Raw genomic sequence first — 15,010 nt, 5'->3', positions numbered from 1 at the left:
CCATTTCACTAAAAACTGCTCGAGGTACACCAACCAAGCGCTGGAATTCAGAATCTGAAAAACGATTTAATTTCTGATATTTCATGAAATCTATATTGAGGCAGTTTTTACTTTCGCAAGAGGTCTACTATATAAGTGCATATATCTCATTAAAAAATACTGATCAGCAGGTTCGTATTTCAAATAGCATCCTGCTTTTCATGTCATGATCATTCTTTCTTTTGATTAAATTGTTAAATTGGAACGAAAAAAACTCATAGTTTCTGAGCTCAATAAATTATTATTTTCTATAAGCGAACTAAAGATAGAAACTAAACTTTTCTATAAAAATCAATAAATATAAAGATTTATGGCACAAGGATTGTATGTGATTTCCACTGTATATCTCGATTTTAAATAATTCAGTTTAAAAATAAAACCCGAGAAAAGAATTAAGAATAGAGTGATTTTGCAATGAAACAGTTTTTGCATCTTTGGGTACCGATTTTTTTGAGTAATAGCATCATAATGTTGGTCGGAATATTTGACATGATTTTCCTGTCTCATTACTCACCGCAACATGTGGCTGCTATGGCTGTGTGTTTATCTATTTATTCTTTATTATTTGTTTCGGGGACGGGGATTTTGCAGGGTATGATGCAGGAACTTGCTGAAGCATATGGGCGACGTGCTTTTGATAATATTCAAAAAATTCTGAAACAGAGCATCCTTATTGTCATCGTCCTGTCTGTATTTGCAGGATGGCTATTAACTCATGCAGATCCTTTGCTACATCTGTTAAAAGCAGATAGTGCATTACAGGCTTTGATTCAACCTTGTTTATGGTTACTAGCTTGGACGCTTCCAGCGCATTTGTTAGTACGTATTTTATATATTTTAACGCAAGCCTGTGGTGAGGCGAAGCGTGTGTTCTATGCCAATATTTTTTATCTGATATTCAAAGTGAGTTTGGCCTATTGCCTGATTTTTGGGATTCAGGGTTATGTACCTGCCTATGGGGTTAAGGGAGCTTTCATTGCTCATCTGACTGTTCAATGGGCACTATTAGTGGTGTATTACCTAATATTTCTAGAAAAGCAGTTGCGTGTGCACTGGTCCGGACAATTCTTCCATTTTAAAACTTTGCTAAAAGTCTTAAGAATCGGCTTACCCTCAGCAATTGTCGTATTTATTGATGTCTTTACAATTAGTGCGATTGCATTATTGATCTTGCCTTTGGGGGAGATAATGGTGAATGCGCATCAAGTAGCGATGGGTTTGGCTGGCCTGCTGTTTATGGTGCCATTTTCGATGAGCTCTGCTTTTAGCATTCTGGTCTCTACCAGGATTGGTGCAAATCAAGTGCAATCTGCCTGGGATTTAACTTTTAAAGCGTTACGTGTGGTGGTCGCAAGCGCAGTTGTTTTGGCGATCTTGATCGCAATTTTTCAAAAACCGATTGTGGCGCTATTTAGTGATAATAAGGATGTGCTTGCGGTGAGTCTGGCATTGATGTTCTTATTGTGCTGGATGCATATTTTTGATGCGATTCTGGTGGTTAGCGTCAATATGCTGCGCTGCTGGAAAGTGGTGGTATTCCCCATGTTTATCTTTAGTGGAGTACTGCTATTAGGTGGATTGGGCGGAGGCTGGTATTTGGCTTATCATCCAGTATTGCTCTTCAATCTCAATCTGGACGTCTCAGGAATAAGTGGTTTCTGGTGGATGCTGGCTATTTCCTATACCTTTGCCGCATTGATGTGCTTGCTTTGCTTGGGACTTAAATACCGTAAGCATCTACAAACTGCATAAAAAAACCCGCGATCATCGCGGGTTTTTTTATCTAATCAATTAGATTATTTCGCAGCTTTTTCAGCTTCGATAGAAGCAATCGCCTCATCAACGCCTTCGATAGAATCAGCAGCTTTTTTGATACGTGCAAGCGCATCAACTAATACTTCGTCAGCAGTTGCGTAAGAGATACGCATGAAACCACCTAGACCGAATGCATCACCAGGAACGACTGCAACACCAGTTTCTTCCAGTAACCAAGCAGAGAATTCTGTGCAAGAGTTCAGGCCTTTCGCACGAATCAATGGTTTGATGTTTGCGTATGCATAGAATGCACCATCAGCAGGTAGGCAAGAAATACCTTTAATGTCATTCAAGCCATTCACAACCAGGTCATGACGACGTTTGAATGCTTCAACCATTGGTACAAGAACGTCTTGAGGACCATTCAATGCAGCTTCTGCAGCAACTTGTGAAATAGAAGTTGGGTTAGAAGTTGACTGAGACTGGATTTTTTTCATCGCACCGATCAGTTTAGCAGGGCCCGCTGCATAGCCGATACGCCAGCCTGTCATTGCATATGCTTTAGACACACCGTTTAATACGATAGTGCGGTCGTAAAGGTCTGGGGCAACAGTTGCGATGTTGTAGAATTCATCTTCCCAGCGGATTGGTTCGTACATGTCATCAGATGCGATGAATACTTCTGGGTATTTACGCAGTACTGCAGCTAAAGCTTCTAATTCAGCTTTAGTGTAGATCATGCCAGTCGGGTTAGAAGGGCTGTTTAATACCACTAGACGAGTTTTGTCAGTGATCGCAGCTTCTAATTGCTCAGGAGTAATTTTAAAACGTTGTTCTTCACCACATTTCACGATTACTGGTGTACCTTCAGCAATGATCACCATATCTGGATAGCTTACCCAGAATGGAGCAGGAATGATCACTTCATCACCTTTGTTTAACAAAGCAAGTGCCAAGTTAAAGAAAGACTGTTTACCACCACAAGAAACCAGGATTTGGTTTGCTTGATAGTCAAGGTTATTGTCACGTTTTAATTTAGCAATAATTGCTTTTTTAAGACCTGGCGTACCATCAACAGCGGTGTATTTGGTGAAACCGTTGTTAATTGCTGCAATTGCTGCATCTTTGATGTGTTGAGGGGTATCAAAATCTGGCTCACCTGCGCCCAAACCAATAACGTTGTGACCAGCAGCTTTCAGTTCAGCAGCCTTATTTGTCACAGCAAGCGTAGGGGACGGTTTGATGGCATTCACACGATCAGAGAGACGTACGTCCACGGCAGTATTCCTTCTTATAGGGATTAAAAAATAAAAAGCACATTATCTTAGCCTAAAATGGTGCACATTGGGCAAAAGAATTTGGAAAAATATACGAAAAAAATGCTGAATCAGTGCAACCTTATCTTGAACATCGATAGGTAGTTTAGATAGACATGAACTAAGAATATGCTTTGAGGATGAGAATAATAGGGGAAATATAAACTAAAAATGGCCACTTTAAAGTGGCCATTTATGTGAGAAAGTGTTGTTGTTATGCACTAAAACGTGACAAATCTTCTTCAGGACGGGCAGTCAGCACTTCAATGCCATTTTTTGTTACCAAAAGAGTGTGCTCATATTGAGCCGATAATTTATGGTCTTTAGTGACCACAGTCCATTTATCACCCAGCAGTTTGGTTTGCCAAACACCGGCATTCACCATTGGTTCAATCGTAAAAGTCATACCTTCTTCAAGAACCATACCGGTATCTGGTTGACCATAGTGCAGAACTTGTGGTTCATCATGGAAAGTCGTACCGATGCCATGGCCACAGTATTCACGGACAACGCTAAAGCGTTCAGATTCAACATATTTTTGAATCGCATGACCAATGTCACCAATAGTAGCACCTGGTTTCACCACAGCCATACCACGATACATGGCTTCTTGAGCGACTTTGCACAGACGGTTTGCCAGGATTGAAGTTTCACCACCCACGATGTACATCATATTGGTATCCCCATGGAAACCATCTTTGATGACAGTGACGTCAATGTTTAAAATATCGCCTTTTTTCAGGATCTTGTTTTCAGATGGGATCCCGTGACAGACCACATGGTTTACAGATGTACAGATTGTATGCTGGAAAGCAGGGCGGCCAGGCGCTGCACCATAACCTAAACATGCAGGAATGGCATTCTGCACATTTACAATATAGTCATGACAAATCGTATCCAATTCCAGTGTCGTTACGCCGGGTTTGATATGCGGTTTGATCATATCCAACACTTCTGCAGCCAGTCGTCCAGCGATACGCATCTTTTCGATATCTTCAGCGGATTTGATTAAACGACGGGGAGCTTGATAAGTAGTGTTCATGATCTCTAAAAACTTTTGGAAATTTGTATGTGACTATGGTATAAATAGCCGCCCATTTTATCAAATGCTTTTTCGTGAATATATTTGCGAGGCTGATTGAATGGTGTATTAAAAATCCGCACATATATCGTCACATTACTCTGGGTGCCCGCAAGGGTGGAGAATGCGGATATATGGAGGCCTAACCCAAACTTTAAGGTAAAGAAAATGGCAGATTACAACGTAAGCATGCGCGACCTTCTACAAGCTGGCGCGCACTTTGGTCACCAAACTCGTTTCTGGAACCCAAAAATGCGTCAATACATCTTTGGCGCGCGTAACAAAATTCACATCATCAACCTTGAGCACACTGTTCCTGCGTTAAATGATGCTTTGAACTTCGCTAACCAATTGGCTAGCAAAAAGAACAAAGTTTTGTTCGTTGGTACTAAACGTGCTGCTTCTGCAATCATCCGTGAACAAGCTCAACGCGCTGGTCAACCATACGTAGATCACCGTTGGTTAGGTGGTATGTTGACGAACTGGAAAACTCTTCGCCAATCTATCAACCGTTTAAAAGACCTTCAAACTCAATCTCAAGACGGTACTTTCGCTAAACTTACTAAACGTGAAGCTTTAGAACGTAGCCGTGAGATGGAAAAACTTGAACGTGCTTTAGGCGGCGTTAAAAACATGGGTGGTTTACCTGACGCATTATTCGTAATCGACGTTGATCACGAAGCGATTGCAATTAAAGAAGCTAAAAACCTTGGTATTCCTGTAATCGGTATCGTTGATACTAACTCTAACCCAGACAACGTAGACTACGTTATTCCGGGTAACGACGATGCGATCCGTGCAGTAACACTTTATGCTTCTGCTATGGCTGATGCGATTCTTGCTGGTAAAGAATATGCTCAATCACAAGCAAATGCACAAGCTAAAGCAGAAGAAGCTCCTGCTTCTGAGGCTTAATGCGTTAGACGCTAGCTTGTCATTTTTGCGACACGTGATGGTGGCAAAGTAAGCGTTATGTATGCAGGCGGCCCATGAGAATCCTCTGGGCCGTTTCTGTTCTAAAAAGAATTCATTTTCTACCGAATTTAGGAGATAAACATGACTGCAGTTACAGCAAGCATGGTTAAAGAACTGCGTGATCGTACTGGTCTAGCAATGATGGAATGTAAAAAAGCTTTGACAGAAGCTGGTGGTGACATCGAATTAGCGATCGACAACCTTCGTAAATCTGGTCAAGCAAAAGCAGCTAAAAAAGCTGGTAACATTGCTGCTGACGGCGCGATCACAATTGCTCAAGAAGGCAACAAAGCAATCCTTCTAGAAGTAAACTGCCAAACTGACTTCGTTGCTAAAGACGAAAACTTTGCTGGTTTCTCTGCGAAAGTTGCTGCTGCTGCACTTGCTGCAAACGAAACTGACGCTGCTAAAATCGCTGAACTTAAACTTGAAGATGGCGCTACTGTAGAAGAAGCTCGTATTGCGCTAGTTCAAAAAATCGGTGAAAACATCCAAGTACGTCGTGCGAAAATTGTTGAAGGTGAAAACCTTGCTGTTTACAAACACGGTCTTCGTATCGGTGTTGTTGTATCTTACTCAGGTGATGCTGAAACTGGTAAAGGCTTGGCAATGCACATTGCTGCATTCAACCCGGTTGCTGTAAATGCTGAACAAGTTCCTGCTGACCTTATCGCGAAAGAAAAAGAAATCGCTGAAGCAAAAGCACTTGAATCTGGCAAACCAGCAAACATCGTTGAGAAAATGGTTGTAGGTTCTGTTGAGAAATACCTGAACGAAGTTGTTCTTGAGCGTCAACAATACGTAATCGACAACGACAAGAAAGTTGCTGAAGTTCTTAAAGCGACTGGTACTACTGTTGCTAACTTCGTTCGTTTCGAAGTCGGTGAAGGTATCGAGAAAAAAGCTGAGCTTTCTTTCGCTGAAGAAGTTGCTGCTGCTCAGGCTGCTGCAAAATAATTCAGTAACGAATTAGAAAAAGCCCTGAATGGGGCTTTTTTTGTGACTAAATAAAGAATAATCAAAGAGAAATTATGGCAAATAAAACCAATATGGGGATCGGGGCTGTCATTGCACTTTTGTTGGCTGCTTATTTAGGTCTGGATTTATCAGAATCTAAACAACCGACCAATACTTTTGTACCTTCAGCAGAAGTTGCGTTTCGAGAGCAGACTCATGTTCAAAAAAGTACCCATAAGGTTTCTGATGATACCCAGCGTATAGAGCAAGCTTACCAGCAAAGACAAAGTGATCTTCAGGTTCAGGCGAGCGGTAAGGTGGTAGTGTTATTAAAAGATGATAATGAAGGTTCCCGTCATCAGAAATTTATTCTGGAATTATCCACTGGTCAAACTGTATTAGTTGCGCACAATATTGATCTGGCGCCACGCATCCAGAATATGCAAAAAGGGGATCAGGTTGAGTTTTTTGGTGAGTATGAATATAGCGACAAAGGTGGGGTGATTCATTGGACCCATCATGATCCATCTAATAAGCACATCAGCGGTTGGTTAAAACACCAAGGAAAAACCTATCAATAAGGGAATTTTCCTTGGTTTTATAAATGTAATGATATTACATACGCTTTAAGCGCACTGTATTGCCTCAGATTGACGAGATTTCCATTTAGGTAGGACTTTGCCTAAATAGGCATCCATGCACCATAACGGGCCAATGAGAAGGAATTGAAGGTCTTTGAAGAAAGAAGGCTTTTTACCTTCAACTTTATGTCCATAAAATTGCCCAATCCAGGCAAAAACAAACAAGGCTATAAAGAAGCCCACACCTACAGGTAAAACCCAGATGAACCAAGCCATCATCAGGGTTAAAGCTGCCATTGCTACAGCCAGTACAATATCTAGACGTGCATAAAACACAAAAGCCAGAACCAGGAGCAGGGCAGTCAGTAAAGCGCTAAAGTGCGCCATGATGCCAATAATGGAAAAATAGATGGCAGGCACGCAGACCCAATGGATCAGTTTGTTGGTTTTGTTTTGATGACTTTCACTATATTCATCTAACCATTCGGATATTGTTTTCATTCTATCGCTCCCATCCATGAACGTACTGTCAGTTTTCAAAATATAAAACAGTTTGGAGGTATGGTCAAAATGAAATCGATAGTGGGTTGATAAGGGTTAGAGAAGGCTTATACCTGAATGGAATAACATCGCCAGTATTAAGGATAAAAGCAAGTCGAATGCTTGCTCTACATCACCAAATAAAAAAGCCACATGACTGTGGCTTTTGAGTTAAATGTAGAGCGGTCAAATCTTATGAGTTTGGCCCATCTACACGCTCAATATTGACATGTGCAGTACCCGCATTGGTAATACCAAGCTGTTTAGCAGCACCGTAAGATAAATCTAGAACACGGTTGCCATGGAATGGACCACGGTCATTCACCTTCACAACCACACTCTTACCATTGTTTTTGTTGGTCACGCGGATAAAGCAGTTTAATGGCAGGCTACGGTGTGCAGCAGTCATTGCATTCATATCGAATGTTTCACCACTGGCAGTTTTACGGCCATGGAACTGACGGCCATACCAAGATGCTGTACCTGTCTGACTGAATTTACGAACTGTGTTTGAAGCAACATTGTTCAGTTTCTCAATCACTGAAGGCTCTTCTGCAGGAATTGCAATTTTTGCTGCAATGGTTTGACGACGAACTTTATCGCCAGAACGCTCAGTGATTGAAAGGCTGTTCAAATTTGTGAAATTTGAATTGAAGCTTTGAGCTTCTTTATTTAATACACGCGCTGCAAGACGCGAATTGTCATGATCATTATTGAATGATGACGACTGAACCATATCTGCTTGCGATTGCGTTAGGGTAACGGTCGCGGCAATGGCCATAAAATACTTCAGAAAAGAAGAATGCATTGAATCAACTCCTAACAGCATGTTTCATTAGATTGGGCCTAAGTAGCTGATAACCCTATAAACATGCCTGATATTTAACTTATGCAACTACATTTAACGAATTGGATAATATTCATGCTGGCAACTGGCTGTCTAGTATTTAATTAAAATAGTTAAAAAAAGTACGCAAAATAAACAATGAGTGATTAAAAAATAATCAATATTGTAACAAGGCGTAAAAAATGCCTAAAATTTAGGCATTTTGTTTAATAAAAATCTTGACTTTAATAGTATGTAGTAATTTTTACTGTTATCGGCTCGTAATTTCTGTACCTAAAAGCCACAATGCAGTGGCATACATACGACTACGATTGTACGTGGTAATCACTTGAAAATTCGGATAAGTAATATAGTAAATCGGTCCGTAATTTTCTTGTAATTGAATGACATTGACCATATCAAGATCATCAATACGAACAATCGGATTCATCGGACTGATTCCTTGGGTTTTGATTACTCCATAAGGTGTTGGCTGAGTTAGATCTTTGGCGATGACAGAATCAGGATTCGAACCGCTATAACGGGCAGGGAAGGCAATTGGCTGATCACGTTGCCAGCCATTTTGAGCCAGATAGTTTGCAATTGAACCAATCGCATCTACCGCAGAATTGCGCAGATCGATATGGCCATTGCCATCATAGTCGACCCCATACTTTGGAATATTACTTGGCATAAACTGCGGATAGCCCACAGCACCTGCATAAGAACCCACGATCGAGGATGCTGACACACCATCTTTATATGACCATGCGATCAATGCCGCCAGTTCATCCTGGAAGTATTGCGCACGACGTTCATAACCAAAGCCAAGAGTTGCCAGTGCATCACGGGTCACAAATGAACCCTTGTTGCTGCCAAAACCGGTCTCTACCCCCAAAATACCCAAAATGATCGATTGTGGTACACCAAACTGCTGCTCAGCGCGATTTAGTGTTGCAGCATATTGCTGCTTGAAACGTACACCACGTTGAATCGTACCTTCAGACAGAAAATTGGTCTTATAGGCATACCAAGGCTTACTTTCACCTGGACGATTCATGATATTGATAATATTTGGAAGATTTTTTGCTCCCGTCATTGCACTGTCTACTTGCTGGGCACTTAGACCATAGGTCTGCATAGTGTTTTGCTTGAAACTGGCATAAGAGGGATGATATTGAAAATCGTTGGCCAGGCTTAAACTACTGAGTCCGAATGCACTGACAAGGATCGAAAGCTGCTTCAATTTTTTATAAAAATTCGATTTCAACATCTTGGTATGATTTCCAATTTTTTGATAGGTTTGTGGCTATGTCATTTGAATCGTGCCATGAAAAAGATCAATTCACTTTTCTCAATTTTCTGGCATTAGAGGCAATATTAAAGATAACATTCTGATGAATAGGAGTCATATAAACTCCCTTAAAAACAGGAAAGGGTTGGTTGTTTTTTCAGCATTTTGTATTTTAGTTCACAATAACTGTAACAAGCTATTTCTTAAGCCACAAAAAAAGCCTGACCGAAGTCAGGCTTAATCTGCATTATTTGAATAAATATGCGGCTTTATTCAGTAAAGAATAGGGTGTCGTGATATTCTGCCATTGCCTGAAGTTCATCCTTATTTAAATTCAGGATGATTTTATCTGCTGCAATATTAATCGCTTTGATTACCGCTGAAGCACCAATATCAGCAGCCTTGCGTTTAATCATGCCTAAATCTAAGGTTTTATTAAAGTCGACCATGAAATGACGTACAGTCGCTTCACCAAACTGTTTGTACAGATTGCTGAGACTCTGCTTATCGACACTTTGGCCAGCTTTTAATTCTGCATAATGGTGTTTTAGATTGGTGACCAGATTGGCATCCAGAGGTTCACCAATACGGAAATTTCCTTCCGGATCTTTAAACAGGCTGCGCTCAGAAAAAGCAATCGACTCCTTGACGACTTCATTTGGTGCTTTACCCAGCAACTGTTTCAGTAACACTGCTACAGTGGACTTGATATAGCCCGCCAGTTTTTCTGCCGTATCGCGTTTTTCGCTTGCAGGAAAACGGCGTACTAGTTCCGTGAGAATCGCATCAATAATTTCATCATTAATCATTAATGCGGTTTTATCACGCAGTGGATAAAGTGGTTCACTCGAGTTTTTATTTTTCTGTGCAGTCTGAATTGTATTTAATAGTTCTGCAGAAGGAATAAAACCAAAAAAAGGCATTCTTAAACCTCAATGTTTTTTATTGTCGCGCTAAACGAATAGGGCGAGGCATCCATGTGGAATCCGATACACGACAAGGGTTGATATCCAATCCACCACGGCGTGTATAGGTCGCATATACCATCAGCTTTTCCGGTTTCAGATTTTGCCAAATATCGGCAAACATCTGTTCCACACATTGTTCGTGGAAACCGTTATGCTGACGGTAAGAAATAATATAAGCCAAAATACTCTTATAACAAGGTTTTTTGCCCTGATAGCGTATAAATACTGTACCCCAGTCCGGTTGTCCAGTGACTGGACAGTTACTTCTTAATAAATGTGAATAGAGTTGCACTTCGATATTTTCATCGCTTTGCTGATCTAAAGACAATAAAGAAGCATCTGGATGATTTTCCAGGCGTTCCGGAGTCAGGTCATCAATACAGATACCTTCAGGCTTGGAAATTTCCAGTTCATCGACATGGAAAAGATCTAAAGTAATTTCAGCATCGGCAGCTTTTGAGAGATCTTTTTCTACAGTTGCAATAAAGGCCTCTTTCGAATCAAACTTGGTAAAGTTCAGACTATTGAAATACAGCTTTAAAGACTTTGATTCAATGAGATTTGGGGAAAATGCTGGCAGGGTAATCCGACCAATCGCCACTTGAGGCACACCGGCAGCATTTAACCAAGAAATTTCAAAAACATGCCACCAGTCTTTGCCTTGCTGAATAGCTTCAACATGGGCATATTTTTCACGGGCAGGCGCACGAGAAATCGGGAACAAAATATCGGGTTGATACTCTGTTGGGTAGTTGGTGTCTTTACCAAGGAGAGAATGTTCTACACTCATTATTCACGCATTCCTGAACCACGAGACAATAAATAGTAAGCAATACCGTAAAGCACGGCACACCAGAAAGTAATCACGACCAATGAAACGGAAACATTGACATCACTATGACCTAAAATGCCGAAACGGAACGCATTGACCATATACACGATCGGGTTAACTAAAGAGAGATTTTGCCAGAACGGACTTAAGGCTGAAATCGCATAAAATACACCGCCTAAATAGGTCAGTGGTGTAAGTACAAAAGTCGGGATGATCGAGATATCATCAAAAGATTTGGCATAGACAGCATTAATAAAACCGCCTAGAGAGAATAATAGCGAGGTAATGAGTACTGTATATATAGTCACAAACCAGTTAGTAATATAAAGGTCTGCAAAAAACAGGCTCATGGCACTGACAATAATGGCAACAAACAGACCACGAATTACACCACCCAATACATAGCCCCATAAAATGGCATGTAAAGGTACAGGGCTCATAATTAGCTCTTCAATGCTTTTCTGAAATTTTGAGCTAAAGAAGCTGGAAGAAACGTTGGCATAACTATTAGTAATCACCGCCATCATAATCAGACCAGGGACAATAAACTCCATATAACTATAGCCGCCCATTTCCCCAATACGTGAACCGACCAGATTACCGAAGATCACGAAATATAAACTCATGGTAATGGCAGGCGGCAGCAGAGTTTGTGGCCAGATCCGCATAAAACGGCGAACTTCTTTATGAACGATGGTATATAAGGCGACGCCGAGCTGATTTATATTCATTGTACAGCTCCATCCAGATTTTTCTCGACCATTTTCACAAACAGTTCTTCTAAGCGGTTTGACTTGTTACGCATACTGCGTACCTGAATGTTCTGTGATTCCAGTAACTGGAACAGATCATTCATACTGTGTGCTTTATCCAGTGTCACTTCTAGGGTCATTGGATCAACTAAATTAAATTTCACACCAATAATTTCAATATTTAATGGCTCAATAGGCGCAGCCAGATCGAAGATAAAGGATTCTTCATTAAGCTGATTCAGGAAGTTCTTCATGGTGGTATCTTCTTTGATCACACCACGGTCGATAATCGCAATCCGACGACACAACATCTCTGCTTCTTCCAGATAATGAGTCGTTAAAATAATAGAAGTACCATTACCGTTCATTTCATTAAGAAAATCCCACATGGAACGACGCAATTCGATATCTACACCGGCGGTCGGTTCATCCAGAATCAGTAATTTTGGTTCATGCATCATCGCACGAGCGATCATCAGGCGACGTTTCATACCACCGGAAAGCATACGAGCTTGGGTAGAGCGTTTTTCCCAAAGACCCAGTTTATTTAAATATTCTTCAGCGCGCGCTTGGGCAACTTTTTTAGGAATACCATAATAACCGGCTTGAGTGACCAGAATATCAAAGGTTTTTTCAAACTGGGCAAAGTTAAATTCTTGGGGCACCACACCTAGACATTGTTTGGCTTCAGAAGGGTGGGTATCCAGATTGTGGCCAAAAATCTCAACGGTTCCAGAGGTTTTTCTTGTTAATGAACTGATAATACCAATAGTAGTGGACTTGCCCGCGCCATTAGGTCCTAACAGGGCATAGAATTCACCTTCAGGTACAGTTAAGTTGATTCCTTTAAGTGCCTGAAAACCATTTCCATAGGTCTTCGACAAATCCCTTAATGTCAGCGCATCAGTCATAGAGATCTCAAATGGTGAAAAGTTGAGATATTGTGAGTGATCTTGCAGAATAAACCAAGTCATTCACATGGAATTCTCTGTTGCTGTTTTGGCACACTGTATAAAGGATAGGCATAAAAATAACGAAGTTATAGATAGTTGCTTTACCTTATGCGAATTTTTGTTATGATGTGCGCATTCCAAAAAGCTGCGGCCATAGCTCAACTGGATAGAGTACAGGTCTCCGAAGCCTGTGGCGTGGGTTCGAGTCCCGCTGGCCGCACCATCATTTTATAAGTTCACTTTCCTCATTAGATTAAAAAATCAATTTCAGATCTATAAAATAAATTATGGATTCTCTTCCTCTTCATCCTGATGTTTTTGACGTATTTGATCTCTTTTAACCTGAGGGTCTTGATTCACCCCTAACTGACCGCGTTGAATCTCTCGATCCTGTTTCTCTTGTGGATCTAATTCTTCTTCTGGAAACTCTTCATTCAGTTCTTCATCTGGTTTAGCCATCGGGAATTACCTCTTGTTGAGAATATATATATGTATAAGTCGCCCTAGTCCTTTAATTCTATACCCTAGTCCTTTAATTCTATAAAAGTGGATGAATTACATTGTTGTATTTAGAAATGATTTGATTCTAGGTATTGTTGCGAATGTAAGATTACTTTTGTAATTGAAAAATTCTTCAAGGTAGATAGAAGTAAATGAAGATTTAAGTAAAAATATAAGTTTTATAAATTAATTTATTCTAAGTTCATAGTTCATGTAATTCATCATGCTATAAATATATATGCCACTATTTTCATCATTTAACACAACGGTTAGAAATAAGTCGTTATATGATGAAGCCTTTGTTACGACCCAATCATAATTATCCTAAATTTTTTGCATGCTTAAATGATGTATTTTGCCAATTTTTTAAAGCTAAAAATTGGAATTTTTCATAAGAATTGATACACATTTGAGAATTCTAACTTTATATATCTCATTTGAGAAAATGAAAAGAAAAAATCTTTAAATAAAAAAATGATATGTTGATTTAAGTTGTTGAAAATAATAATTTAATATTGAAAATTTTATTTTTGGAAAGAAACTTAGATAGCTAAAATTTTAGAAGGAATATCCTCAGCAGAAAATTTTTATCAAATAATAATTTATAAAATTTTAAAAATATTATTTACAAATTGCATACAAAGTGGAATGATTATACAATTAATTAGGGGATTTTTTATGCAAATTCTACAAATTGGGCTGTTGTTAATTCTTCTTATATGTGCTCTCACATCCATTATTGTAGGTGTAATCCTCAGTGATTTTATATTTGGAATAATCGGTCTATTGTCCATTGTGGCTGCAAGCCTAGTCTTACAAGCGTGTAAAAACAGCTTAAAAGATCCTTTCAGGACGAAGGAAAGATGATCTATTTCATGTAAAGATAAAAATACTAGGGAGGGGGAAAGAGGCTTCTTAAAATCAGTAATGCATCATTTAATAAGATGAAGAAAATAAATCTAAAAAATAGAAATAATAAGGGGTTAATAATGAACATACTAAAAATGGGATCAGTTGGTGTTTTCATCCTTCTTGCTGTAATTGCCTTGATTACAGGATTTATTCATCAAGAAGTGCGTTTAGTAATTATTGGAATTTTATTAATTGTAGCATCACTACTCATGTCAATCTTGGCTAAAGAAAATGCAAAACAATTATTCATGATTAAAGGTCAATAGCATATATTGACCAAAAGCATTTATCTTCTCATGTATATTTGAGTACAGGGGAAAGAATAGGAATCTAGTCACATAGAGTGGTTTTTCTCTTAAAAATTAGTATCTTATTCTCATAATAAAAATGAGACATAGATATGAAAAAATTATTATTCATTGGGTTGATGATTGGGGCTTCTTCAGTTGCTGGAGCGAATACACCTTTAGCTATTCAACATGGTAATCCTGCTCCAAAAGATAAAGCAGTTATTACGACTACACCTTATCATGCTCAAGAAAACCTAATAAGTCAGTATTATTTAGCTTTTGGCTATGCCGGTTCAAAAATAGGGGGCAGACCACTGCTGTCCCATAGTTTGCTTTAAATAAAAAAACCTGAGTCCTAACAGTTAAAATATGAGTGCAAACAAACACTTTAACGACCAGGATTCAGGTTTTGTCACATCAGAATACCGTATTTCATGA

16 protein-coding genes, 1 tRNA gene and 1 pseudogene are annotated in these 15,010 nt (G+C 39.5%); 7 read left to right on the top strand and 11 right to left on the bottom strand.

Features of this window, described 5'->3' with window-relative positions:
• Positions 1–85: pseudogene (locus tag FTU03_RS15005) on the bottom strand (IS5/IS1182 family transposase); the annotation flags it as partial.
• A 443-nt stretch (positions 86–528) separates the two neighbouring features.
• Between FTU03_RS15005 and FTU03_RS15000 the strand changes: the two are divergent.
• Entirely contained in the window at positions 529–1,791 is a 1,263-nt protein-coding gene (locus FTU03_RS15000) for an MATE family efflux transporter (RefSeq protein ID WP_373684508.1), read from the top strand.
• A 44-nt stretch (positions 1,792–1,835) separates the two neighbouring features.
• Here FTU03_RS15000 and FTU03_RS14995 read toward each other — a convergent pair whose 3' ends face one another.
• Positions 1,836–3,071, bottom strand: coding sequence for a pyridoxal phosphate-dependent aminotransferase (locus tag FTU03_RS14995; protein ID WP_005236666.1), 1,236 nt, complete (start codon positions 3,069–3,071; stop codon positions 1,836–1,838).
• A 253-nt stretch (positions 3,072–3,324) separates the two neighbouring features.
• Positions 3,325–4,152 (bottom strand): type I methionyl aminopeptidase, encoded by an 828-nt coding sequence (map, locus tag FTU03_RS14990; RefSeq protein ID WP_004784494.1) that lies wholly within the window; start codon positions 4,150–4,152, stop codon positions 3,325–3,327.
• Positions 4,153–4,359: 207 nt separating this feature from the next.
• Between map and rpsB the strand changes: the two genes are divergently transcribed.
• The 3 genes from rpsB to FTU03_RS14975 all read left to right on the top strand — a co-directional run bounded on the left by rpsB (position 4,360) and on the right by FTU03_RS14975 (position 6,704).
• Positions 4,360–5,106 (top strand): 30S ribosomal protein S2, encoded by a 747-nt coding sequence (gene rpsB / locus FTU03_RS14985; protein ID WP_004784492.1) that lies wholly within the window; start codon positions 4,360–4,362, stop codon positions 5,104–5,106.
• Positions 5,107–5,247: 141 nt separating this feature from the next.
• Positions 5,248–6,123, top strand: a complete 876-nt coding sequence (tsf, locus tag FTU03_RS14980) for a translation elongation factor Ts (RefSeq protein ID WP_004784491.1) — start codon at positions 5,248–5,250, stop codon at positions 6,121–6,123.
• Positions 6,124–6,197: 74 nt separating this feature from the next.
• Complete coding sequence (locus tag FTU03_RS14975) at positions 6,198–6,704, top strand: DUF3465 domain-containing protein (protein ID WP_179993402.1); 507 nt, start codon at positions 6,198–6,200, stop codon at positions 6,702–6,704.
• Positions 6,705–6,749: 45 nt separating this feature from the next.
• Here the strand turns inward: FTU03_RS14975 and FTU03_RS14970 are convergent, their stop codons facing one another.
• The 7 genes from FTU03_RS14970 to FTU03_RS14940 form a co-directional block, all read right to left on the bottom strand.
• Complete coding sequence (locus FTU03_RS14970; protein ID WP_179993403.1) at positions 6,750–7,205, bottom strand: DUF962 domain-containing protein; 456 nt, start codon at positions 7,203–7,205, stop codon at positions 6,750–6,752.
• A 232-nt stretch (positions 7,206–7,437) separates the two neighbouring features.
• A complete protein-coding gene (locus FTU03_RS14965) occupies positions 7,438–8,052 on the bottom strand; it encodes a septal ring lytic transglycosylase RlpA family protein (RefSeq protein ID WP_004784482.1) in 615 nt (204 codons plus the stop codon).
• A gap of 289 nt (positions 8,053–8,341) precedes the next feature.
• Positions 8,342–9,343, bottom strand: coding sequence for a lytic murein transglycosylase B (gene mltB / locus FTU03_RS14960; RefSeq protein WP_159124080.1), 1,002 nt, complete (start codon positions 9,341–9,343; stop codon positions 8,342–8,344).
• A 290-nt stretch (positions 9,344–9,633) separates the two neighbouring features.
• Positions 9,634–10,287, bottom strand: a complete 654-nt coding sequence (locus FTU03_RS14955; RefSeq protein WP_004784477.1) for a hypothetical protein — start codon at positions 10,285–10,287, stop codon at positions 9,634–9,636.
• A gap of 19 nt (positions 10,288–10,306) precedes the next feature.
• Positions 10,307–11,122, bottom strand: a complete 816-nt coding sequence (queF, locus tag FTU03_RS14950; RefSeq protein WP_179993404.1) for an NADPH-dependent 7-cyano-7-deazaguanine reductase QueF — start codon at positions 11,120–11,122, stop codon at positions 10,307–10,309.
• Positions 11,122–11,895 carry an ABC transporter permease gene (locus FTU03_RS14945; protein WP_159124083.1) on the bottom strand — a complete coding sequence of 258 codons (774 nt, stop codon included), beginning with the start codon at positions 11,893–11,895 and terminating at the stop codon, positions 11,122–11,124. The genes queF and FTU03_RS14945 overlap by 1 nt, the downstream gene beginning before the upstream one ends.
• The gene (locus tag FTU03_RS14940; RefSeq protein WP_179993405.1) at positions 11,892–12,827 is read right to left on the bottom strand and encodes an ABC transporter ATP-binding protein; all 936 of its coding nucleotides are present in this window, start codon (positions 12,825–12,827) and stop codon (positions 11,892–11,894) included. Before FTU03_RS14940 ends, FTU03_RS14945 begins: the two co-directional genes overlap by 4 nt.
• 189 nt (positions 12,828–13,016) lie before the next feature.
• On the opposite strand from FTU03_RS14940, the gene FTU03_RS14935 reads away from it, so the two are divergent.
• A tRNA-Arg gene (locus FTU03_RS14935) sits at positions 13,017–13,092 on the top strand.
• Positions 13,093–13,154: 62 nt separating this feature from the next.
• Here FTU03_RS14935 and FTU03_RS14930 read toward each other — a convergent pair.
• On the bottom strand, positions 13,155–13,328 hold the full coding sequence (locus FTU03_RS14930) for a hypothetical protein (RefSeq protein ID WP_179993406.1): 174 nt from the start codon (positions 13,326–13,328) through the stop codon (positions 13,155–13,157).
• A 1,031-nt stretch (positions 13,329–14,359) separates the two neighbouring features.
• On the opposite strand from FTU03_RS14930, the gene FTU03_RS14925 reads away from it, so the two are divergent.
• Both FTU03_RS14925 and FTU03_RS14920 read left to right on the top strand, forming a co-directional pair.
• Positions 14,360–14,548 carry a hypothetical protein gene (locus tag FTU03_RS14925; RefSeq protein WP_159124506.1) on the top strand — a complete coding sequence of 63 codons (189 nt, stop codon included), beginning with the start codon at positions 14,360–14,362 and terminating at the stop codon, positions 14,546–14,548.
• A gap of 134 nt (positions 14,549–14,682) precedes the next feature.
• Positions 14,683–14,910 (top strand): hypothetical protein, encoded by a 228-nt coding sequence (locus tag FTU03_RS14920; protein WP_257225643.1) that lies wholly within the window; start codon positions 14,683–14,685, stop codon positions 14,908–14,910.
• Positions 14,911–15,010 lie beyond the last annotated feature (100 nt).

This window comes from Acinetobacter sp. YH12046 (assembly GCF_013419905.1).
Classification (GTDB): Bacteria; Pseudomonadota; Gammaproteobacteria; order Pseudomonadales; family Moraxellaceae; genus Acinetobacter.
This window is presented reverse-complemented; position numbering and strand designations above follow the sequence as displayed.

What these genes read in the sequence shown, in the direction of transcription:
- FTU03_RS14970 (WP_179993403.1), bottom strand. Translation starts at nt 7,205, where the DNA reads ATGAAAACAATATCCGAATGGTTAGATGAATATAGTGAAAGTCATCAA.
- FTU03_RS14925 (WP_159124506.1), top strand. Translation starts at nt 14,360, where the DNA reads ATGAACATACTAAAAATGGGATCAGTTGGTGTTTTCATCCTTCTTGCT.
- FTU03_RS14920 (WP_257225643.1), top strand. Translation starts at nt 14,683, where the DNA reads ATGAAAAAATTATTATTCATTGGGTTGATGATTGGGGCTTCTTCAGTT.
- FTU03_RS14930 (WP_179993406.1), bottom strand. Translation starts at nt 13,328, where the DNA reads ATGGCTAAACCAGATGAAGAACTGAATGAAGAGTTTCCAGAAGAAGAA.
- queF (WP_179993404.1), bottom strand. Translation starts at nt 11,122, where the DNA reads ATGAGTGTAGAACATTCTCTCCTTGGTAAAGACACCAACTACCCAACA.
- FTU03_RS14940 (WP_179993405.1), bottom strand. Translation starts at nt 12,827, where the DNA reads ATGACTGATGCGCTGACATTAAGGGATTTGTCGAAGACCTATGGAAAT.
- FTU03_RS14965 (WP_004784482.1), bottom strand. Translation starts at nt 8,052, where the DNA reads ATGCATTCTTCTTTTCTGAAGTATTTTATGGCCATTGCCGCGACCGTT.
- map (WP_004784494.1), bottom strand. Translation starts at nt 4,152, where the DNA reads ATGAACACTACTTATCAAGCTCCCCGTCGTTTAATCAAATCCGCTGAA.
- FTU03_RS15000 (WP_373684508.1), top strand. Translation starts at nt 529, where the DNA reads ATGATTTTCCTGTCTCATTACTCACCGCAACATGTGGCTGCTATGGCT.
- mltB (WP_159124080.1), bottom strand. Translation starts at nt 9,343, where the DNA reads ATGTTGAAATCGAATTTTTATAAAAAATTGAAGCAGCTTTCGATCCTT.
- rpsB (WP_004784492.1), top strand. Translation starts at nt 4,360, where the DNA reads ATGGCAGATTACAACGTAAGCATGCGCGACCTTCTACAAGCTGGCGCG.
- FTU03_RS14945 (WP_159124083.1), bottom strand. Translation starts at nt 11,895, where the DNA reads ATGAATATAAATCAGCTCGGCGTCGCCTTATATACCATCGTTCATAAA.
- tsf (WP_004784491.1), top strand. Translation starts at nt 5,248, where the DNA reads ATGACTGCAGTTACAGCAAGCATGGTTAAAGAACTGCGTGATCGTACT.
- FTU03_RS14975 (WP_179993402.1), top strand. Translation starts at nt 6,198, where the DNA reads ATGGCAAATAAAACCAATATGGGGATCGGGGCTGTCATTGCACTTTTG.
- FTU03_RS14955 (WP_004784477.1), bottom strand. Translation starts at nt 10,287, where the DNA reads ATGCCTTTTTTTGGTTTTATTCCTTCTGCAGAACTATTAAATACAATT.